11 protein-coding genes are annotated in these 20,648 nt (G+C 66.1%); 3 read left to right on the plus strand and 8 right to left on the minus strand.

Going from position 1 to position 20,648, the window contains the following annotated elements; translation table 11 throughout:
- Positions 1–50 precede the first annotated feature (50 nt).
- On the minus strand, positions 51–8,207 hold the full coding sequence (locus AMA01_RS06055) for a GH36-type glycosyl hydrolase domain-containing protein (protein ID WP_067848889.1): 8,157 nt from the start codon (positions 8,205–8,207) through the stop codon (positions 51–53).
- A gap of 174 nt (positions 8,208–8,381) precedes the next feature.
- Between AMA01_RS06055 and AMA01_RS06060 the strand changes: the two genes are divergently transcribed.
- Both AMA01_RS06060 and AMA01_RS06065 read left to right on the plus strand, forming a co-directional pair.
- The gene (locus tag AMA01_RS06060) at positions 8,382–8,840 is read left to right on the plus strand and encodes a VOC family protein (RefSeq protein WP_067848892.1); all 459 of its coding nucleotides are present in this window, start codon (positions 8,382–8,384) and stop codon (positions 8,838–8,840) included.
- Between the two features lie 22 nt (positions 8,841–8,862).
- Complete coding sequence (locus AMA01_RS06065; protein ID WP_067848893.1) at positions 8,863–9,825, plus strand: glycoside hydrolase family 113; 963 nt, start codon at positions 8,863–8,865, stop codon at positions 9,823–9,825.
- Positions 9,826–9,867: 42 nt separating this feature from the next.
- On the opposite strand, the gene AMA01_RS06070 is transcribed toward AMA01_RS06065, so the two are convergent.
- The 4 genes from AMA01_RS06070 to AMA01_RS06085 all read right to left on the minus strand — a co-directional run bounded on the left by AMA01_RS06070 (position 9,868) and on the right by AMA01_RS06085 (position 15,448).
- Positions 9,868–11,193 (minus strand): sedoheptulokinase, encoded by a 1,326-nt coding sequence (locus AMA01_RS06070; protein WP_067848894.1) that lies wholly within the window; start codon positions 11,191–11,193, stop codon positions 9,868–9,870.
- Positions 11,190–12,314 (minus strand): Gfo/Idh/MocA family protein, encoded by a 1,125-nt coding sequence (locus tag AMA01_RS06075; protein WP_067848901.1) that lies wholly within the window; start codon positions 12,312–12,314, stop codon positions 11,190–11,192. Before AMA01_RS06075 ends, AMA01_RS06070 begins: the two co-directional genes overlap by 4 nt.
- Positions 12,311–14,515: an alpha-galactosidase gene (locus AMA01_RS06080; RefSeq protein ID WP_067848902.1), complete on the minus strand. Its 2,205-nt coding sequence runs from the start codon at positions 14,513–14,515 to the stop codon at positions 12,311–12,313. The genes AMA01_RS06075 and AMA01_RS06080 overlap by 4 nt, the downstream gene beginning before the upstream one ends.
- A gap of 84 nt (positions 14,516–14,599) precedes the next feature.
- Complete coding sequence (locus tag AMA01_RS06085; RefSeq protein WP_067848905.1) at positions 14,600–15,448, minus strand: NAD-dependent epimerase/dehydratase family protein; 849 nt, start codon at positions 15,446–15,448, stop codon at positions 14,600–14,602.
- 155 nt (positions 15,449–15,603) lie between these two features.
- Between AMA01_RS06085 and AMA01_RS06090 the strand changes: the two genes are divergently transcribed.
- Entirely contained in the window at positions 15,604–16,068 is a 465-nt protein-coding gene (locus AMA01_RS06090) for a hypothetical protein (RefSeq protein ID WP_067848907.1), read from the plus strand.
- 21 nt (positions 16,069–16,089) lie between these two features.
- Here the strand turns inward: AMA01_RS06090 and AMA01_RS06095 are convergent, their stop codons facing one another.
- The 3 genes from AMA01_RS06095 to AMA01_RS06105 all read right to left on the minus strand — a co-directional run bounded on the left by AMA01_RS06095 (position 16,090) and on the right by AMA01_RS06105 (position 20,643).
- A complete protein-coding gene (locus AMA01_RS06095) occupies positions 16,090–17,304 on the minus strand; it encodes a glycosyl transferase (protein WP_067848909.1) in 1,215 nt (404 codons plus the stop codon).
- On the minus strand, positions 17,285–18,478 hold the full coding sequence (locus AMA01_RS06100; RefSeq protein WP_067848915.1) for a glycosyltransferase family 4 protein: 1,194 nt from the start codon (positions 18,476–18,478) through the stop codon (positions 17,285–17,287). The genes AMA01_RS06095 and AMA01_RS06100 overlap by 20 nt, the downstream gene beginning before the upstream one ends.
- 482 nt (positions 18,479–18,960) lie before the next feature.
- Entirely contained in the window at positions 18,961–20,643 is a 1,683-nt protein-coding gene (locus AMA01_RS06105) for a M14 family metallopeptidase (protein WP_231862838.1), read from the minus strand.
- Between the last annotated feature and the right edge of the window lie 5 nt (positions 20,644–20,648).

Consider the following 20,648-nt stretch of genomic DNA (forward strand, 5'->3'; position numbering starts at 1 on the left):
GGTCAGCGCACGACGCATCTCGCAAGAGGCCCTAAAGGCCCCTTGCGAGCTCAAACATCTGACGGCCCGTTGCGAAGCATCGCGGTTGCGGGCAGCACATTTGCGGTACTCGACGTGCGCAGCCGGCGAACCCATTCCCGAATCTCGATGGGCGACTTGCCCGCCGATAGGTCCTGCCCCTGCGACGGCTCGCCGCTCCATCGCACGAGGACGTCGTGTTCCCGGCCGTCGTCGACGAGATGGATCTCGGCCGCAGCCACGCCATCCACCGTGAGCATTCGCTCGCGCGCCGCCGCGCCTCGTGGCGCTCGCTCCACGCGAATGCGGTACAGCGTGGAACCGTACCGATACGCCACTTCAAACCCCGGCCAATCAGCGGGGATGCACGGTTCTACGATGAGCTTGGTCCCGCGCCGCCGAACGCCTAGGATGGCCGCGAGCGCCGCCTGGTACATCCACGAAGCGGCGCCTGTATACCAGGACCAGCCGCCCTGCCCCACGTTCGGCTGCTCCGTGTAGATGTCCGCCGACATCACATAGGGCTCGTTTCCGTACCTCTCCACTTCTCGCGGCGTGTCGGCGTGGTAAATGGGATTCAGCATGGAGAAGAGTTCATAAGCCTCCTCTCCCCGCCCGAGAAGGGTCCACGCGATGATGCTCCAGATGACCCCGTGCGTGTATTGCCCGCCGTTTTCGCGAATTCCTGGCGGATAGCCCTGGATGTAGCCAGGGCTCGGGCGCAGATCTCGAAACGGCGGCTGCAAAAGGTGCGCCACACCCAGGCGCCGGTTCACGAGTTCCCGGTCGAACGATTCCATGGCGCGCACGGCCCGATCCGCCGGGGCACCGCCCGAGAGGATGGCCCACGACTGAGCAATGGCATCGATCCGACACGCGGGCGACGCGGCCGATCCAAGCCACAACCCTTCGTCCGTCACAGCGCGCCGGTACCACTGTCCATCCCACGCCGAGTCGTTCGCCGCTTCGAGAAGCTTCTCGCGCATCGCAAGCCAGCGCCCGCGGTGCGGAGTGAACGCCGAATGGTCGATCTCGGCCACCCGCCGCAACACATCCGCCAAGAACCACGCCAGCCACACGCTCTCGCCCCGGCCCTTGGCGCCGACTCGACTCAGGCCGTCGTTCCAGTCGCCGATGCCCATGAGTGGAAGGCCGTGATGGCCGAAGTGCAGCGCGCGCTCCACGGCCCGCGCCACGTGCTGCGCGAGGCTGCCTTCCTCCTGGCTCCACACGCTGTCCTCGTATCGTTCCAGTTCCCCGTCGCCAAGCGGAGCGCTCACGAGATACGGAACGCGTTCGTCCAGAATAGCCATGTCGCCCGTCGCCTCGAGGTAGCGCGAGACCGCGTACGGCAGCCAGAGCAAGTCGTCCGAAAAGCGCGTGCGGATGCCCTTGCCGAGCTCCTCGTGCCACCAGTGCTGCACGTCGCCCTCGACGTACTGATGGCGAGCCGCCCGCAGAATTTGATGGCGCAGCACGTCGGGACGGGCGTCGATCAGCGCGAGCGCGTCCTGCAACTGATCGCGAAAGCCAAACGCGCCACCGGCCTGGTAGAAGGCCGTGCGGGCCCAGATCCGACAGGCGAGGGCCTGGTACACGAGCCAGCCGTTCATCAGGATGTCGAAGCTGCGATCCGGCGTGCGCACCTGGACGCGCGTGAGCAGGTCTGACCAGAACTCGGTGACCTCGCGGAGCGCGCGGTCCGCCGCGTCCGGGCGCGCCAGCCGGGCGAGCCTCGCAGCCTCGTGTTCGTCAGGCGCCGCGCCGAGGAGAATGATCACCTCGGCCTCCTCGTCAGGCCCAAGGTCGAGATCGCGCGCGAGGGCCGCACAGGGCGTCGGCGTGGGGCCCTCTTCCCAGCGCCACATGTCCTCGAGCAGCGCGTCGGGCCGCGTATACGATCCGTCGCCGAGGAAGCGGGTCTTGTCGCCAAGCCACCCCGTTGTCCGCCCGGCGCCGCCTACGGCGAGAAACCCTATCGCGCCGCGAAACGCCTCCTGATACCGGTTTTCCGCGGCGATGGCGTCCACGTCTTCCATCTTGCGCGCCACAACGAGGGGCGTGTTCGAGAACGGATCCACGCCGAGCACCCATTCGACGTACGGCACCACACGCATTCTGCGCCGCGACTCGCTTTGGTTGCGAAGCCGGACCCGCATCCACTTCGCGGGCTCGGCAGAATCGACGAACACCTCCAGCGCCACGCGGACGCCCTCCACGTCGCTTTCAAACGTGGTGACGCCCGGACGATGCGTCACGTCGTACGTCCGTGCATCCCCGGCTGGTGAAGGGGTGGCGCTCGCGATGATCCCGCGGTCGAGATCGGCGAGATACACGGCTTCGCCGGGGGGGTCGAAGGCGGCATCGTTGTGCCAGGGCGTGAGCTTGAACTCGCGGCTGTTGCGCCACCAGGTGTAGCCTGTGCCGAGCTCGGTCACGATCGCGCCGAAGTTGGGATTGGCAAGCACGTTCGACCAAGGCCGCGGCGGCCGCTTGGCGCGCGTGACACGCATGCGGTATGCTCGGCCGTCGTCGACGAACGCCCCGTATCCATTCGCAAACTCCCCCTCCACCTGGCCGGCGTCGTGCGGCGCGCGCTTCGATTCCGGCTCCAGGCGGTCCGACGCGAGTCTCGCCGGTTCCTCGTGCCGCGCTCGCCCGCCCGCGAGCTGCGCGCCGACGCTTGGGCCACCGGCCCGCAACATTGCGACCGCCACGGCCTCGACGAGCCTCCGCTCGGCGCTGGAGAGCTGATCCGCCTTCACCACGGCGAGCCCCGAGGTATCGTGAACGCCGCGGCGCGCCATCTCCGCCCGGATGCGATCCCGCATCTCGTCTCGATAGCTCGACATCGTCTCGTCGATCACGACGAGATCGCTCGCGAAGCCCATGTGCGCAAGATACTGCGTCAGCCGCGCGAGCTTCGCGACAAATGGGATTTCCGCCGCGGAGGCGAGCCGGACGGCGACGATGGGCCGATCGCCCGAGATGCCGTGCGCCCAGAGTCCGGATTGGCCGAGCTCGTTCTGCAGGATGGCCGCCCGCCGCTCGGACGAAAACGCGCGCCTGGACAAGAACCGCGACAGAAGTTCCATGGCGTCCTCGACGTCGTCCGGCGAAAGGTGCAGTTGGCGGAGATCGATCTGCGCGCGCATCCATGCGAGCTGCGCCGCGCGCGATCGGGCCGAAGGCTGGCGCATTTCAACCGCCCTCTCCACGACCTCCTCCCGCGCCTCACCGAGCGCGGTGATGACATAGAGCGCGCGCTTCTCCCCGGGCGCGAGGGCCACGGTTGTGCGGAGAATCGCGGCCGGATCGGCCACCGAGCCGGCTTCGCCGCGCAGGCGGTGCCAGAGCCCCTTCGGCGCCGCGAGACGGTCTCCGCGCCCGACGAACCGCGCCCGGTGGGATTCCCACTCGACCGGCGCGGACACTTCCTCGTCCGCGACGAGGTGAAACGCCGCGTACACGTCCGGCTCATCGTCCGACTCGGGCCTGCGCCGGGCCCAGAGCACCTGGCGCGCCTCGTCCCAGCCCGTCTCGACGAACAGACGCTGAAACGACGGATGCGCGATGTCCGCCGCTGGTTTCGCGAGCGCGAGTTCGGCGAAATAGGTGACCTCGAGCCGGCGAACGTCCTCCCCGAGGTTCTGAAGGACCAACTTCCGGATCTCCACGTCTCGGTCCGGCGCGACGAACACCGAGCACTCGCTCTCGATCCCGCCCACCACGCGCTTCAAGCTCGACTTGTCCGGGCGAAACTCCGCCTCCACGTGACCCGCGCCCCCGTGCAACGTGGTGCGAAAGACGCCGCCGCGATCCACATCTCGCACGTACATGACCGGTCCGCGATACGGCAGGTGCCGATCCGGCCGGAAGCGCGTGACCGCGATGCCGCGCCAGATCATCCCGCCCTCGCCGCGCGCGTCGACGAAACTCGTGAGGCTGCCGTTTGAGACCGCGTTCCACGCGTCGTCGTCTCCGCTTCGGCGCCGCGCGTAGACCGGGCGGTCGAAATTCGGCGCGTGCGCAGCGTGAACCGGCTTGAGGAGCAGCGCCGGGCGCTTCGGCATGCGCTCGTACAGCATGTATTCGGCCGCGCGCACGAGCGGCAGACGGTGAAATCGCTCGACCCAAAGATTGTGCTGCAGGTAGTTGGCGATGGCAATGAACGCCATCCCCTGATGGTGGGCCATGAAGCTCTGCACCACCTTGTACCGGTCTCCCGGCGGAAGCCGGTTCGCCGTGAAGTCGACGGCCTCGTAGTAGCCGTAGGGCCCGAGCGCCCCCAACTCGCGCAGTTGCCTGAGCGACTCGGCCACCTGCTCAGGGGCAAAAGAGAGCGCCAGCATGGTGGCGTAGGGCGCCACCACGAGATGTTGCTCCAGGCCGCGGTCCAGGCCGAGCCCTGGCACGCCGAACGCCCGATACTGGTAGTTGAGGTCGCGATCGAACGCGTAGAAGCCGCTCTCCGAGATGCCGAACGGGACGCCACGCTCGCGCGCGTAGGCGATTTGTCTCGACACCACGCCGCGATACGTCTCCTCCCAAAGGGTGCCGGGCAGGTGGCGCATCAAAAGCGCGGGCATGAGATACTCGAACATGGTGCCAGACCAGGATAAGAGCGGCTGGTATCGGCCCGCGCGCGTCATGGTGCGGGACAGCGCGAACCAGTGGGACGCAGGCACCTGACCGCTCGCGATGGCGATGAAGCTCGCCTGGCGCGCCTCAGAGGCGAGGAGATCGTAGACGATCTTCTCGAGCTCGTTTCGATCCGCGTGAAAGCCCAAGGAAAAAAGCCTGAGATCCGGGCGGTACAGCGGTCGGAAATCCACCTCCTGCGCGAAACCCTCCATCGCGTCCGCAAGGCGACGCGCGCGCGGAGCGATGTCCGCGTCGGATTCCGCCCATTCCCGCAAGGCCTGGCCCAAGGCGAGCATCGCGCAGACCAGGTTGCCGGAATCCACGGTCGAGACGTACCTCGGCGGGAGAGGCCTGAGCGTGCGCGTGTCGTACCAGTTGAACAGATGGCCGTGCCAGCGATCCAGGGACGTGATGGTCGCCAGGGTTTGCTCGAGGCGGAAGAGTGCGTCTTGCCTTGAGATGATCTCGAGATCCGCCGCCGCGGCGGCGCACAAGAGGTACAGTCCGATATTGGTGGGCGACGTGCGGTGCGCGATGCGCTCCACAGGCTCAAACTGCACGTTGTCTGGCGGCAGATGATGGTCTTCATCGCCGACGTAACGCTCGTAGAACCGCCACATCGCCGCGGCCGCCTCGCGCAGATGCGCCGACAAGTCGGGATTGGACACGGCGCGCCTTGCTTCCGGGGATTGCGCCAGCAGTCGTGCCACACCGTGCGCGGGCAACCACACCGCAAGCGCGAGGGCGCTCGAGAGCACCTGTTCCCCTACGCCGAAGAGCCCGGGCAGCGAGCACGCCAGTGCGACCGCATAACCCGCGGGCTCGTAAAGCAGGGGCAGGGACGATCCGTCCGCACGGTCCGCGTGGGAGGACGGGATCCACTCGAGCAGCCGCCTCCGGCTGACGAGCATCCGATACAGAGCGCGCAGGCTGGCGTCCGCCTCGACCACCGCCATGAACGGCAGCGTCACGAGCATGACCGAACTCTGGCCCAACGCCGTCGCGGCGGCCCGCCAGGACCATTCGCCGGGCCGGGCGGCGTCAAGCTGGCGCAGAAAAGGCAAAAACACGGTGATCAGGAGGACGGCGCCATACGCGTACGCCGGCCCGGGCAAAAGGCCGGCGCCGCCGAGGCCCATGAGCAGCACAAGCGCCGGATGGACCAGACTGTGTCGGACGTGATCGACGATGTTCCAGCGCGTGAATCCGCACAAGTCCACAGGCTGCGCCTGCCCGCTGCGATCTCGACACACCCGGCGCAGCCAGTACGTCAGCTGCCAGTCCCCGCGCACCCAACGGTGGGCTCGGCGCATGTAGGCGCGCAGCGTCGCAGGCTGACCTTCTACCACCTCGACGTCGGCGACGAGCCCCGCGCGCAAAAACCCGCCTTCGAGAATGTCGTGGCTCAACACTTGGTTGTCCGGGATGCGATCGCAGAGAACGGCGTGGAACGCGTCGACGTCGATGAGTCCCTTGCCGACGAACAGGCCGCGCCCGAACCAATCCTGATACGGATTGGAAATGGCAAACGCGTAGGGGTCCACCCCCGTCTGGCCAGACCAGAGCCGCGCAAAGCGCGACACCTGCGTTGAGCGCGGACTGACGGCGACGGCCGGCTGCAGCACGCCGTAGCCCTGCTCGACGCGCGTGCCGCGGGCGTTGAGCCGGGGCCGGTTGTAACCAAGGTGCATCGTGCCCACGAGGCGCTGCACGGTGCCAATGGGAAGCTCGGTGTCGAGATCGGCGGTGAACACGTAGCGAATGGTCGGCAGGACGTTGAGATCGCCATCTTTCACGCAAAAGGTGGTGTCGCGCTTGCCGCGCATGAGCTCGATGATCTCGACCAGCTTCCCCCGCTTTCGCTCCCAGCCCATGTACACCCCGTCCGCGCGGTTCAGGACGCGGTGGCGGTGAAACCAAAAGAAGCGGGCGGCTCCGTACTTGCGGCGAAGCGCCTCAAGGCGCGCGCGCGCCCGGGCGAACAGAGGCTCATCCTCGGGCAGTTCCGGCGCGTCGGCGTCTTGCAGATCCGACAGCACCGCGAAATACACGTTGTCTCCCCGCTGCGTCAGATAATGAAGTTCGATTTTGTCGAACGCTTCGTCGACATCGGCCTCGCTCGCCCAAATGACGGGGAGCGCGACCATGGTGCGGGCGTCCTCCGGAATCCCCTCGCTGAAGTCGAGGCGCAGGATGGGCACGGGCCGAACAGCGCGGCGAATCCCCTCGTGCACGAGAGCGAGGACCCACTCGCTCACGGGACATGCGAGCAGGATGGCAAGCGCGACCGTTACTCCTAGAGGCGCGCGAAATCCACCCGTGAAACCTCCGAGCACCGCCCACAGGATGGCTGCGAACAAAAGCGCAACCCCGAGCAGGTACGTTCGCAGCGGGCGCCGGCGGAGCGCGATCTGGGGCACGGGCCTCGGATTCGCCCGTTCCTTGAGCGATTGGTGAAGCGCGTGCATGCCGTCGGGATCGCACAGATAATGCGCCACAAACGCCTCCCGCGGCCGGTCGCTTGCTGCCGCGGGCGATCCGGCCTTCTCCCACGCGTCCCGCGCGAGTGAGACGGCGGTCTCCGCAACCATCGCCTCGGGCAGGCGGAAGGCCTCGCTGAGCCAACTGACCTGATGGGCGAGCACGTTCTGGCTCGTCGGATCGAGCCGCAAGTAATCCCCCGTCGGCTCTTCCCGCAGGCAGGCCTCCACCCGGGAAATGCGCGAAGCGATGGGCTGCCAGGACATGCGCTCCAGCGCGTGCAGGCTCTGCACCAGATTGCCGATGAGCACCTGGATTTCGGCGTGCCACTCGGCCTCGTACGTCGTCAATCGCTCAATGCTCTCCGACGAGTTGGCGACGTGCGCCGCCAGCCACTCGCGCAACTCCTGGCTATCCGGCTCCCACTCGGACAGGTGATGCACGAGGTGCACCACTTCCACCGCGCCAAGCCCACGTCCTTTGGAAAAGCGGTCGATGGCCCGGCGCACGGCCACCGGCCCGTCTCCTCGCTCGATCTCGTCGAGCAATCTGCCCACCGCGCGACACGTTTCATACCGATGCTGAATCTCCGCGCTCGCTTCGCCGAGCCGCGCGAGAATTGCGACGCGCAAGCCGTTGGCGAACTGATGGCATTCGAGGGTCGTCAGCACCTGCACGTCCTGGTACGCCTCGACAAAACGGATGATGGTATCAGCTTCTACGTGTCCGCGCGTCGCATCGAGATAGGCCGCGGCGAGGGCCACGACGCGGGGCGTCCCGGTCTCGGCCATCCTCGGCAGTTTCCGCACCACGGCATTCGGCCACAGGCGCTCCGCCAGCATCTCCTGGAGTTCGAGATAGGCGGCGTGATCGATCAGCCACTCGTGCGCGGGCTCGGAGCACGCCGCGGGTTCCCGCTCGAGTTTCGCGGCCAAGCTCCGCACGCGCGCCGTTTGCCTGCGCAGAATGGGCCACAGGTCGGTTCCCCCGCCGCGCGTCGAACTGATGTCTTGCGTCAGCGCAAATGCATGCGCGCGCCTCTCGAGCTCTGTGTCGAACGCCATAGGTCCTCCTCATGCCGCTGTGAGTCTCGTATCTCCCCGTCCAAACGCGAACAGATGAAACGGCAGCATATGTAAACATTCCCGTTTGAAGTCTGGATTATAAATCGGTTCGCGCTGACACGGGCGCCAACAGACGTGGTAAGATGGTGTCAAAACGTTTTGGGAGGAAGGCGTATGGAAGCGTATCCATTGGAGACGCGGCGCGTTGCGCAGATTGGCATCATCGTGCGGGACATTGAAGCGGCGAGCGCCGCCTGGGCGAAGCTCCTCGGCTGCGACGTGCCGAAGTGGCACTGGACCGAGGCGTACGAGCAGGCGCGGACGGAATACCAGGGACAACCGACCCAGGCGCGCGCCAAGCTCGCGTTTTTCCACCTCGAGAACCTCGACATCGAGCTCATCGAACCCGACGAACATCCCAGCACCTGGCGCGCCTGGCTCGACGAACACGGCGAGAGCGTGCATCACATCGCCTTTGAAGTCGACGGCATGGCCGCCCGCACCGAGAGCATGACCCAAGCGGGGCTTCCGCTTCTCCAGCGAGGCGAATACACAGGTGGCCGATACGCGTACTTCGACGGCGCGTCGTCTGCGCGAGCCGTGATTGAACTGCTGGAAAACGACCGCCGTTGAGGCACCTTGGAGGTGAACTGGGATGGGACGGATCGAAAGCGCATTCGATCTCGGCTTCATCCGAGGCATGACCTTTGGCTTCGTCGGCCAGCACGGGACGTGGGGAACCGACGAGGCGCGCGCATCGATGCGTGCGCTTGCCGAACAGCCCTTCAACTGGGTGACGCTCGCCTTCGCGGGCCTCATGGAGCACCCGGCCGATCCCGCCATCGCGTATGGGCCGCCGGTCACCGTGAGCGACGAGGAGATAGCGTCGATGGCGGAGCTTGCCCACGCACTCGGGCTCAAGGTGTGCCTGAAGCCGACCGTGAACTGCCGAGACGGGACGTGGCGAGGCGAGATCCGGTTCGAGAAGGAACACGGCCCGGACCTCGAGTCCTGGGAAGCGTGGTTTGGGTCTTACTCCGACATGATGGCCCACTACGCGCGGCTGGCGAAACGCACGGGTTGCGAGATGTTCTGCGTCGGCTGCGAGATGACGACTGCCGAGCCGCACGAAGCCATGTGGCGCGAGACCATCGCGAGCGTGCGAACCGAGTACGACGGCCTCGTGACGTACAACTGCAACCACGGGCGCGAGGAGCACGTGCGCTTCTGGGACGCGGTCGATCTCATCTCGTCGAGCGCCTACTATCCCATCGACCGGTGGCGAGATCGCGTGCCCGTGCTCCGCGAGGTGGCAGAGGCGCATGAAAAGCCGCTCTTCTTCATGGAGGTGGGCTGCCCGAGCCGCTCCGGCTCTGGCGCCTGCCCGTGGGACTACCGGCACCCGGGCGCCGTCTGTCTCGACGAGCAGGCGCGGTTTTACGAGGCCATGTTCGCCGCCATGCCTGACGAGCCGTGGTTCAAGGGCTACATGTTGTGGGAATGGCCGTGGAAGCTTTACCCGCGCGAAGCGGCGTCCGAGGACGGAAGCTACTGCATCTACGGCAAACCGGCCGAGGCCGTCGTAGCTCGAGCGTTCTCGGCCATTGCAAATGGATGACGGGCACATCCTGCGTCCGCCATCCGGTCGACGGGCTACGCGTCACGCGGTGACGGCCATGGCCGCCCAGCGCGCGGCGCCCTGCGCGGCCTCCTCCGGATGAGGCGCGAGCCGCAAGGGACACCCGAAGACCGCCTCCACCGCGTCGCGCAGGTGCCGGTTCACGCGCAGCGCGTTTCCCGCGCCTGCGAGGGCGCGGGGGCCGTCTGGCGCGGACGGCGGCAGGCGGCAAAATCCCTCGTACAGTTCCTCCGCCACACCTGAGATTACGCCCAAGGCGAACGCCTCCGGCACCATGGCCGCCGCGGTCCATCGCTCGACCCGAGCGCCGTCCTCGTCGCTCAGTCTCGACCCGAAGAACGTCGGGTGCACGCGCGGGAACGGCCCGCCGCCCGATTGGCGCCAGGCCGCGATGGCCTCGTCGAGAACGTCGTAGGTGGAACGCGTCGGCGCGAGCCCGTGCATGCGGACGACGCGATCGAAAAACGCGGCCACGAGGGCGTACGCCGCTCCGCCCGCAAGCGTCGCGGCGACCGCGAGGCGCAGGTTCCCCAGAAACGGCCGCAGTTCCGCGCCAGGCGGCAGATCGGGCCTTCCCCGCACGCAGACCGACACCTGGGCGCCCGTGCCGATGTTCACCAACACGCCGCGCTCTTCCACGCCCACAGCGCCGAGGAAACTCGCCTGGTGATCGCCGAGCGCCACTGCCACGGGAATGCCGCGGTGCTCGCCCAGGATGTGGAGATCCGGCGCCAGCTCGGGCAGGAACGAGAGGTCCATTCCGGCCGCCTGCAAGCCCTCCGCGGCAAACGTCTCCTGCTCCAAATCAAACCCGCCCATGCTGTGCGCCAGCGACGCGTGTGCCCGCGGCCGCGACAGGCCGGCGAGGCGGGCCGCAAACGCGTCCGGCAGCGTGGCGATCCACAGCGCGCCTTGGGGCACGAGGCCGTGATGCGCGAGATAGCCGTGCGTCGCAAGCCCGTAGCCGATGTGCACCGGGCATCTCGTCAGCCGGGACAGCCGTTCGGCGAACGTCTCGCCCCGCGACGCCTCTTGGCCCGCGCGCCGGTCCTGCCATGTGAAGAGCGGACTCACCGGCGCAAGATGCGCGTCCAGATACACCACGCCGTGCATCTGCCCGGTGACGCCGATGGCGGCCACGTCGGGATGCTCCGATAACCCCTTCTCCACCATGCGCTCTGCGAGGGCCAGCATGCACTCGGCGTCCTGCATCGACGCGAGCGGATCGTCCGTCGACAGCTGGGCGCCGTGCGGACGGGACTCACACCACACCACTCGACTCGCCGCGGTGTCGTACACCACCGCGGCGATGGAGGTCGTGCCGAGATCGACGCCGAGCGCCTTCATGACGGATCCCGCTGCCTCTCGCCCCGCAGGTCGAGCGCCAGCGCGGCCTCGTCGTAGCCGATGGGCCAGGGCTCGGGCCTTGCGGTGCGCGAGACAATGTCGACGTGCCGCGCCTCGCGCGCCGAAATGTGGATGGCCTCCATGATCTCGACGACGTGCATGGCGAGATCGCCCGACGCGCGGTGCGGACGGCCGTCGCGGATGGCGAGCGCCATGTCAGCCACCGCGAGACCGCGGCGGTTCTCCGAAAAGCCGAAGAGCGCAGGAGCGGGCGACCACGCGTCCGCACCGCGGCGGCGCACGCGCACCGTGCCGTCAAAGTAGTTGGGATCCGGCACAGCAAGCGTCCCCTCAGTGCCGTAGATCTCGATGCGCGGCAGCTCGGAGTGCCACACGTCGAACGTGGTGACGAGCACGCCCGTGGCCCCGCGCTCGAACTCGAGCAGGGCCTGCACGTGCGTCGGGATCTCCACGGGGATGCGCTCACCGAATCGATTTGGCGAGCCGATCACGCGCGTCGAAAAGGTGGTCTGCGCCGTGCCCGCGACGCGGCGCACGGGCCCCATCAGGTGAACGAGTGCCGTGAGATAGTAGGGGCCCATGTCAAACATGGGGCCACCCCCGGCCTGGTAAAAGAAGTCCGGATTCGGATGCCAGCGCTCCGGCCCATGGCTCATCATGAACGCCGTCGCGCCGATAGGCTCGCCAATCCAGCCGTCGTCCAGGAGCTTGCGCGCCGTCTGGAGGTGACTGCCGAGGAAGGTGTCTGGTGCGGCCCCGATGCGAAGCCCGCAAGAGCGGGCGAGATGGACGAGCGCTTTCGCATCGTCCGCTTGAAGCGCGAGCGGTTTCTCTGTGTGCACGTGTTTGCCCGCCTCCAGCGCCTGACGCGCAATGTCGGCGTGCGCCTTCGGCACGGTGAGATTGAGGACGAGATCCACGTCGGGATGCGCGAGGAGTTCGTCGGGCGTGAGCGCCGGAACCTGAAACTGCTCGGCGCGCGCCGCGGCCCGCTCCGCGTCGAGGTCCGCCACCGCGGCCACGGGAATGCCGAAGGATCGAAGGTTCTTCAGGTACACCTCGCTGATCACGCCACAGCCCATCACACCAACGCGAATCACAGGCCATCACCTTCCCCGATTTGCTTGAGATGAATGAACACGGCCTGCCCATCGCCCATGTGGCGCGGAATGATGAGGCCGTGGCGCATGAGCGCGTCGCCGCGGAAGCTCTCGCCGAGCGCCTCGCAGACGTAGCGCGCCTCGGGCGGCAGGCCGCGCAGGGCGAGGCGCGCCGGCGGATCCATGGGATCCGGGTACGTGCAAAAATAGGCGACGAGCGCCTCGCTGCCGTCCTCGGCGGCGAACATCCAGGCCGCCTCGGGCCCGTCAAACGGCGACAGCAGCCGATAGAAGTCCCCAAACTGCACGAGCTGGCGAAGCGCTTTGTACCGCTCCACCGCTTCACGCGCCTCGCGCCGCTCCGCGTCCGAAAGGCGCCGCGGATCGAGCTCGAAGCCGAAGTTGCCGCACATCGCGACGCCGGCGCGAAGGGCGAACGGCGTCACGCGCCCCATCTGGTGGTTGGGCACGGCCGACACGTGCGCGCCCATCGCCACCGGCGGATAGACGAGGCTCGTGCCGTGCTGAATCTTCAGCCGCGAGACGGCGTCGGTGTTGTCGCTCGTCCACGTCTGCGGCATGTAGTGGAGCATGCCGAGATCGAACCTGCCCCCGCCGGAGGCACAGTTCTCAAACAGCACGTGCGGAAATCGGCTGGTGAGCGTCTGCAGGATCTCGTACAGCCCGAGCACATAGCGGTGTGCGACCTCGCGCTGGCGCTCCGGCGGAAGCGCGGCCGATCCGACCTCGGTCATCGGCCGATTCATGTCCCACTTGATGTAATCGACAGCCCCTTCTTCAATCACGCGCGACACCGCGTCCACCACGAAGGCGCGCACATCCTCGCGCGTGAGATCGAACATCAGCTGATGCCTCCGCTCCGACCTCGGCCGATCTGCCACGTGCAGGCACCAATCCGGATGCTCGCGATACAGCTCGCTCTGCGGCGACACCATCTCCGGCTCCATCCAGACGCCGAAGCGAAGCCCGAGCGCGTGGATGCGATCGGCGAGGTGGCGTAGCCCTTGCGGCAACTTGCCGGGGTGCGGCGACCAGTCGCCGAGCGACGTGGTATCGTCGTCGCGCTGGCCGAACCAGCCGTCGTCGAGGACGAACAGCTCCACGCCGAGATCGCGCGCCTGCTCTGCGATCTCGACGAGATCGTCCTCGTCGAACTGGAAGTACGTCGCTTCCCAGTTGTTGATGAGCACGGGGCGGGCGGCATCGCGATAGATCCCTCGGCACAGCCTCGTTCGAATGGCGCGGTGGAACACACGCGACATCCCGCCCCATCCCTCGTCCGAGTACACGAGCGCCGCCTCGGGCGTGACAAACCGCTCGCCGGGTTCGAGGCGCCACGCGAAGTCGGCGGGATGAATGCCGATCTGCGCGCGCACGTTTTGCCGCATGGGCTCCATCTCGCAGGCGCCGAGGAAGTTGCCGCTGTACACAAGGGCAAACGCGCGCACCTCGCCGCAGTCCTCCGTCGCATGCGGCGCCGCGAGGGCGAAGAACGGACTGTGCTTGTGACCGCTCGCGCCGGAGCGACTCATGATCTCATGCCGCCCAGGCGAAAGCGGCATCCGCTCGATAAACCGCTCGCGGATCCAGGCGCCGGACAGTTGGACGAAGTCCGCCTGCCGCAGGTCGAGATCGACGGACGCGGAGAGTGCCCGGCGCAGGACGAGCGATTCGGTACCCGCGTTCTCGAAGCGCACGTGGCGGCAGACAAGATCGAAGTCGCGGTAGGCGGTGTAGGAGAGGATCACGCGCAGCGAGATGGCCGGATCGACCAGCGAGATCTCGAGCGTGTCAGCTTCGAAATCGGATTCGACGTAAAACGCGGGCAAGCCCGGAAGCGCCAGCTTGCCAGGTCGGATTTGGTGCGATTCGTACACGAGCTGGGACGCGTGGCTGCCGGACGGCTGCAAGACCTCGTAGGCGGGATCGCGGTGGTCGCCCGTCCCATACGAGGGATACTCAAGACGAAGCGAGCCGATGTCGGTGGCGCGCATGTGCTCCGGGCGCGCGTCAAGCCGCTGGCAAGCGCGCGCGATGCGGATCAGATCCGGCGCGTCTTCCAACCTGGCGCCCCAGTAGACGTGCTCCAATGTGCCTTGGTCGCCGACGCGAATCACGTAGCTCGATCTCGGCGTCATTAGGTGAAACAGGCGCTCATCCGAATGAAAGATGATGGGCATCGGAGTTCGTCCCTTCTCATTTGCCACAGGCTCTCCCTGTAGGCGCGCTGCGTGTAGCCCGGCGGGCGCGAAGGCCGCAACTTCTCAGAGCTTCGCGACTTCGTCTCGCCAGTGGTAAATCGGCTGCCAACCGAGCATTTCTTTCGCCCTCCGGTTGGCGAGCAGCGTATCGTAGCCGTTCGGGTCGACGCGGATGTCGGTGACCTCGGGGTAGCACGCCGCGAGAAGCTCGCCGTTCGTCAGATCCATGCTGGTCCAATCCGCGGCGATGTTCAGTTTGACGCACCCCAGGCCGTCCTTCTCCACGGCCAGCCGGTACGCCACCGCAGCGTCCCGCGCGTCGATGTACGACCAGAGGATGTTCTTGCGCACCTCCGGCTTTTTGACGAAGTCAGGAAAGTTTCTGTACATGTCGGGCGCAATGACGTTGCCGAGCCGGAACGACACAATCTGCATGCCGTAGCGCCGATAGAGCGTCTCCGCGGTCAGCTCGTTGACCACCTTCGACAGGCCGTAGGCGTCCTGGGGGAGCTGTGGGTGATCCTCGTCGATCGGCACGTACTTCGGCGCAAACGGATGTTTGGCGAACACGAGTCCATACGAGGACTCGCTCGACGTGATGACGGCCTTGCGTACGCCGAGCGATCCGGCCGCCTCGAGCACGTTGTACGTGGACACGCTGTTGAGCGCGAAGGTGGCCGCGTCCGTGCGGATGCCGACGCGCGGAAGTGCGGCGAGGTGAACCAGGGCGTCGGCGCCCTGCAGAACCTGGTAGCAATCTCCGAGGTACGTGAGATCTGCGAGAAGAGTGGGGCAAAGTTCCTCAGCGAGAGGACGCGTGTCGACGTTCAACACGTCGTAGCCCGCGCTTAGAAACTCGCGAATGACCCACGGGCCCAACAGGCCACTTCCTCCGGTGATGACGACGCGCATCGCAAACATGCCTCCCATTCACAACCGAAGTGCAACCACTCCTGCCAAGCGAATGACAACGCCTTCATTGTACACCAATCGCGGTCGAGCAGGCGCATGAAACGCTGAACGCAGGAGAGGATGTGTTCAAGAGCGTGCGGAAAGGATGCGATGGGATGGACGCATTTCACCATGAGATGACGCGCATCCGCGAGCGTGGAGACGCCATCAACGTCAGGACGCACGTGGTGATGAGCGACACCGAGTGCAAAGAAGAGGCCGTTCGGCTGTTCAACGAGATCGCCAAATCCATTCATGAGGGCGATTCCGCCTTGGAGGCGAAGGTGGTGACCACCGAGTCCGTCGAGCTCGTGGTGGCCTTCGTGAATTCACACTTCTACAGCCCGCGCCTCAAAGTGGTGGCGAAGTACAAGAATGGCGTGTTCGACGTGCGGGCGAAGGACGACTTCTGGACACAGGCTCCGGGCGAAAACGGCCTGTGGGCGGACTGGAGAGACGAGGAGCAGCTCTATCACGGCGAGTTTTCCGAACCCAAGATGCGAACCGCCGTTGAGAATGCCTTTCTCGGCTGGTACAAGCGGATGAAGGAAAACGGAAACGCCGGCCTCGCCCCACTGTGAGGCTGGCCGGCGCATGAGAGATCAGCGGTGAAAGCCTCCGAACGCGCGCTGCGCGCGTGCAGGCGCAAGCGCCTTGCGCAGCGCACCGACACAAGCGCCACACGCCCGCGCGGCGTCGAGATCATCGGCAAAGGCCCGTTCGACGTGCGCCTCGGTGATGAGGTAGGACCAGGTGGACTCTGCACCGCGGTTCAGGTTGGGCCCCTGCGGCGTCAGGCCGTCGCAGCAACTGCCGTCGGCCGGATCGGCCATGGGCACCCGTTTGTCGTTTTCACCGTAGAACCAGCGCTGGCACTCAGCCACCAGCCGGCGATAGGCCGTGTCACCTGTCGTGCGCCAGGCCGCCTCGCATGCGACGGCGAGCTGGGCAATTTCCAGCGGCTGCTGGTCCCACATGGCGGTGAAGCCAGGTGCCGCGAAGCCGCGGTTGCCAATGGGCCGAAGCCAGCCCTCGGGCGCCCGCATGCGAGCGAGAAGCCCGTCGAGCGCGGCTTCCGCGACTTCTCTCCATCGCGCCTCACCGGTGAGGGCATAGGCTTCGAATAGCGCCCACGGCATAACCGCGTTGTCGTACGTCATGCGGTCCTCAAACCAAGGCCAGTCGCTGCGCGCGTGTGCCTCGAAGCGAAGGACGAGATCGCGCGCGCCTCGCTCTACGACGCCCGGCAGGCGCTGGCGGACAAAGGCCCAGAAGTCGGGCACCACGTCTTCCGCAAGCTCGGTCCGCTGCGCGTGGCGCAACAGCTTTGCGGCGGTCGCCACGACGTGGGCAACGCCGCGCGTGTGCGACAGCGCGAAAGCTGCCTCCAGCCCCCGGCGAAGCACTTGCGCGTAGGCCGTCAGCCGAGCCGGATCGCGCTCCTCGCACATGCCCACCGCGAGTGCGTACACGGACCGACCTTGGCAGTCGTCCGACGGGACCTCCAGCTCAAAACGGCGGTCGTACGACACGTTGTTGTGAAACCAGCCGTCTGGCTTCTGGACCCAGGCCATGAACGCGAAATAGATGTCGATGAGCCGCGCGAGATCGGCCGCGTCCGCCTCCAGGCCCCGCTCGCGGGCATGGCGGAGCCACTCGTACGCGAGCCAGAGGGCCCGCGCGTTGTCATCGGTGGAGTACCCTTCCTGGCGACGGGGAATGCGGCCAATTGCGTGCTCGATGAGCCCTGTGTCGTCTGTCATCCGGCGCAGGTGATCCAGCGAAACCGGCAGCCCATCAGTGTGCGATGACCGCAAATCCCTTCACCCCCGATGCGCGGTGGCGAGCTCGCAGGGCGACGTCTTGGAACAACTGCCAATGGCGCTCGCCCACGCGCGGCCATGTCATATCTGCCCCAATCGCCGAAATTCGCTCCGCGTATTTCGCGCGGGCATCGGGGTTGTTCAGGATCTCCACAGCCCGATCCGCCCACCTGCGCTTGTCCCCGTGTGGCACGAGCAGCTCTGGCACGTCCTTCAGCAGGTCTCGCGCATACGCGTACGGTGTCGTCAGCACGATCTGCCCTATGCCCACCGCATAGGCCAGCGTCCCGCTCGTGATCTGCTCCATGTTCGGGTAGGGCGTGACGTAGAGATCTGCCGCCGTGATGAGATTCACGATATCCGATTCGGACATGTACTGGTTCAGCATCACGACGTGATCGTCCAAATGGAGCTCATGGACGCGCTGCATCAGCGTCTCGCGGTACGCCTCGCCCTCGCGCTTGACAATCTCGGGGTGTGTCTGCCCGGCGATCACGTACAGCGCGTTGGGAACCTCTCGCACGATATCGGGCATCGCGTCCAGCATGAACTCAATGCCCTTGCTCGGGCCGAGCAAACCAAAGGTGACAATGACAGCTCGGTCCTGCCAGCCGAACTGCTTGCGCAAATCGGCCCGCGGCGTCACAGGGCGCACCGGCGTCCCGTGCGGGAGATAGTGGATTTTAGTCGGCGAAATACCGAATGCGTCCACGAGGTAATCGATAGCCTGGCGATTCATCACCACGATGCCATCGCTTCGTTCGGCAATCTCGTTCTGCACTTCGCGATACGGCGACATGGGCTTTTGGAACACGGTATGAAAGGTCGTCACAAGCGGTTTGTCGAGCGCGTCGATGAAGTCGAGGATGTATGCCCCTGCTTCGCCGCCAAAGATGCCGAACTCGTGCTGCAGGGAAACCACACCGATTCGGCTTTCGTTCACCCGCCGCGCGATGCGCGCATAATCCCGGCGTTCATCTCGGCGAAGAAACCAATACGAGCGGTTGTAGTCCTTCACGTCCTCATCCGGGGCCAACATGGCGATGACCTGGTCGGCCGCGGATGATCCCGCTGCCCGGCGAACGCTCTGACGCAAATGATGGGTGTATGTGGCAAGTCCGCATTTCCGGGGGACATAGGTGCTGACATATCCGATTTCCAACGTCATGTACGCACCACCTCCTGTGTGCTGTCTGGCTCCGATTCGCGACGGTTTCCAACACGTTACTGCGCGCGAGTACCTGCGGCTCGTTGGCTAGAGGAAGCGCAGGGAGAGCAGATCACGGACACACCGCGGTGGAACGTTATGGTGTGCGAGAGGGCAAGACCCTGTTAGCACTCGTTGAAGTCGGCTGCTAATATTGTAATCCCATAGCGATCTTCTCGCAACGCCGTTCCCACCTCCCGACGCTCTGCGCTCTGGGCCAGCCAACGCACGGCTGACGCGGTCGCACTTTCTGGTTTGCCCACTCCACTCTGTCGGTAGGGCCCAACCGCGCACCGGTTCTCTCCCTACCTCTTCCTCCATCTTATCAGAATCCATAGGAAATATCCACTAGAAACGCGAAGTGGAGAGGTTCGCTGACGCAAGCCTCTCCACTTCGCAGAATGGGTAGAATAGATTGTATTCCAAAACAACCCTGGCGCGCGTCACGGGAGCGCGATGCTCGCGGTCGCCATCCCCGCCCGCGGCGCGCAAAAACGAATCTCGAGGACATCCCCTGGTGCCCCGCGAACGACCCACTCCACGTGCGCCCGCTGATGCGCCGGAAGTCGCCATGTGCCATGGTATCCATATCCATCGAGGTGATCCAGCTCACACGGTGAGCTACCTGCGAGGACCTCCGATGCCCCGCGCAGTTCCACGCGGACGCCCTCCAGGGCGAGTTCTTTCCCCTTCTTCGTGCTCGCCGTCGGCAAAAAGCCCGCGTTCGCCACTTCCGCCATCACGCGGTACACGCCCACCGCAACGGGTTCCACGGACAGGCCCGTCACGACAAGTCGCGCCGTCGTCAGGCCCAGCCGCGTGAGAAACCGGCCGACGCGATCGCATTCTTCTTCTAGCAACGCGGGCGGCGGATTCTGAATCACGAACTTGGGATCCAAGCCGCCAATCTCCACGCGCCCGAAATCGGGATGGTCAAACGGCGTCCAAGGCGTATACGCATCGGGAAACTCGCGAGCCACGTAGTCGACGACCTTGCGCTCATCCTCGAGCCGCTCCTCCACCGTCAGCGACATCATCCTGCGCATGCCGATCTCGCCGTACCCTCGCGCCCCAGCGCGCCGGCGCAAATCCCAGAGTTCCACCGTAAAACTGAGCACGCCCAGGTGATCATACATCCAGTCGTCCGCCGCGCCGGGCATGAGGACGGCCTCGTGGCCCGTCGCAAATTTCTCGTAGTTGGAGCCCGAGAAGTACCCCGTCTCCCGCTCACCCATCCGGGCGACCTCCGTAAAGAGCGCGCGATCGAGCGGAGACAAGACTGTATCGTCGCCGGTCGAGGGCTGACGCAGGATGACGCCGCCCGAGGTGTGCAACGCGGCGTACGCGGCGATGTTCGGATGTGCCTGGACGAAGTCCGCGAGCGCCCGCAACTCCGGCTCAGAAAGCGGAAACGGCCCCGCCCCCGGCTGGCCGCTCTCCCCCGCCCAGCGAATGGGAAAATTCCGGTTGAAGTCCATGCCGTGCAGGCGCGCGTCCCGCGCGGACGAAGCAGCCGGTCGCGCCCCGCCTTGTGACGTCCGCACGACCCGGCCCTCGGGGAAGAGATGGTAGTACACGCCGCCTATCTCACCGGGCTGCCGCGGGCGCATCACGCGCGGGTCGATCTCGTCCACAGCGTAGGCCCCGTCCTCCGCCGGCACGCGCATCCACAGAATGCGCCCGTCGCCGTTGACATCGTCCTCGACAAAACCGTCGGGTGGCGACGTGTGCGGGTACAGGTGCGGACTCGAGCGAAGCCTGGCGGGCGTGGTGAGATACACCTCCGCGCCGTCGACCGCAATGCGCGGGATGGCGTAGACGGTGCGCGTCCGAAGCAACTCGCGCACGGCCGGATCGCGCTCCCGCTCTTCAACCAGGCGCTCGATCCAATACACGACGGCACTCGACGCGCACACCTCGCCCGCGTGAATGTTGCCGTCGACCAGGACGGCCGGCTTGTCGAGGGCCGATCCCGTCACCGCGTCCGTCAGCGCAACGGCAAATAGGTCTCGCCCGAGTCGGCTCTTCCCAATGACCTCGAGACGAACGAGATCCGGCGCCAGGTCGGCGAGTTGGCGCAGGCGTTGGACGAGTTGTGAGTAGGTCATGTAGGCCGCCGTCGGCACGCGTC

Source organism: Alicyclobacillus mali NBRC 102425, assembly GCF_001570745.1.
Taxonomy (GTDB): domain Bacteria; phylum Bacillota; class Bacilli; order Alicyclobacillales; family Alicyclobacillaceae; genus Alicyclobacillus; species Alicyclobacillus mali.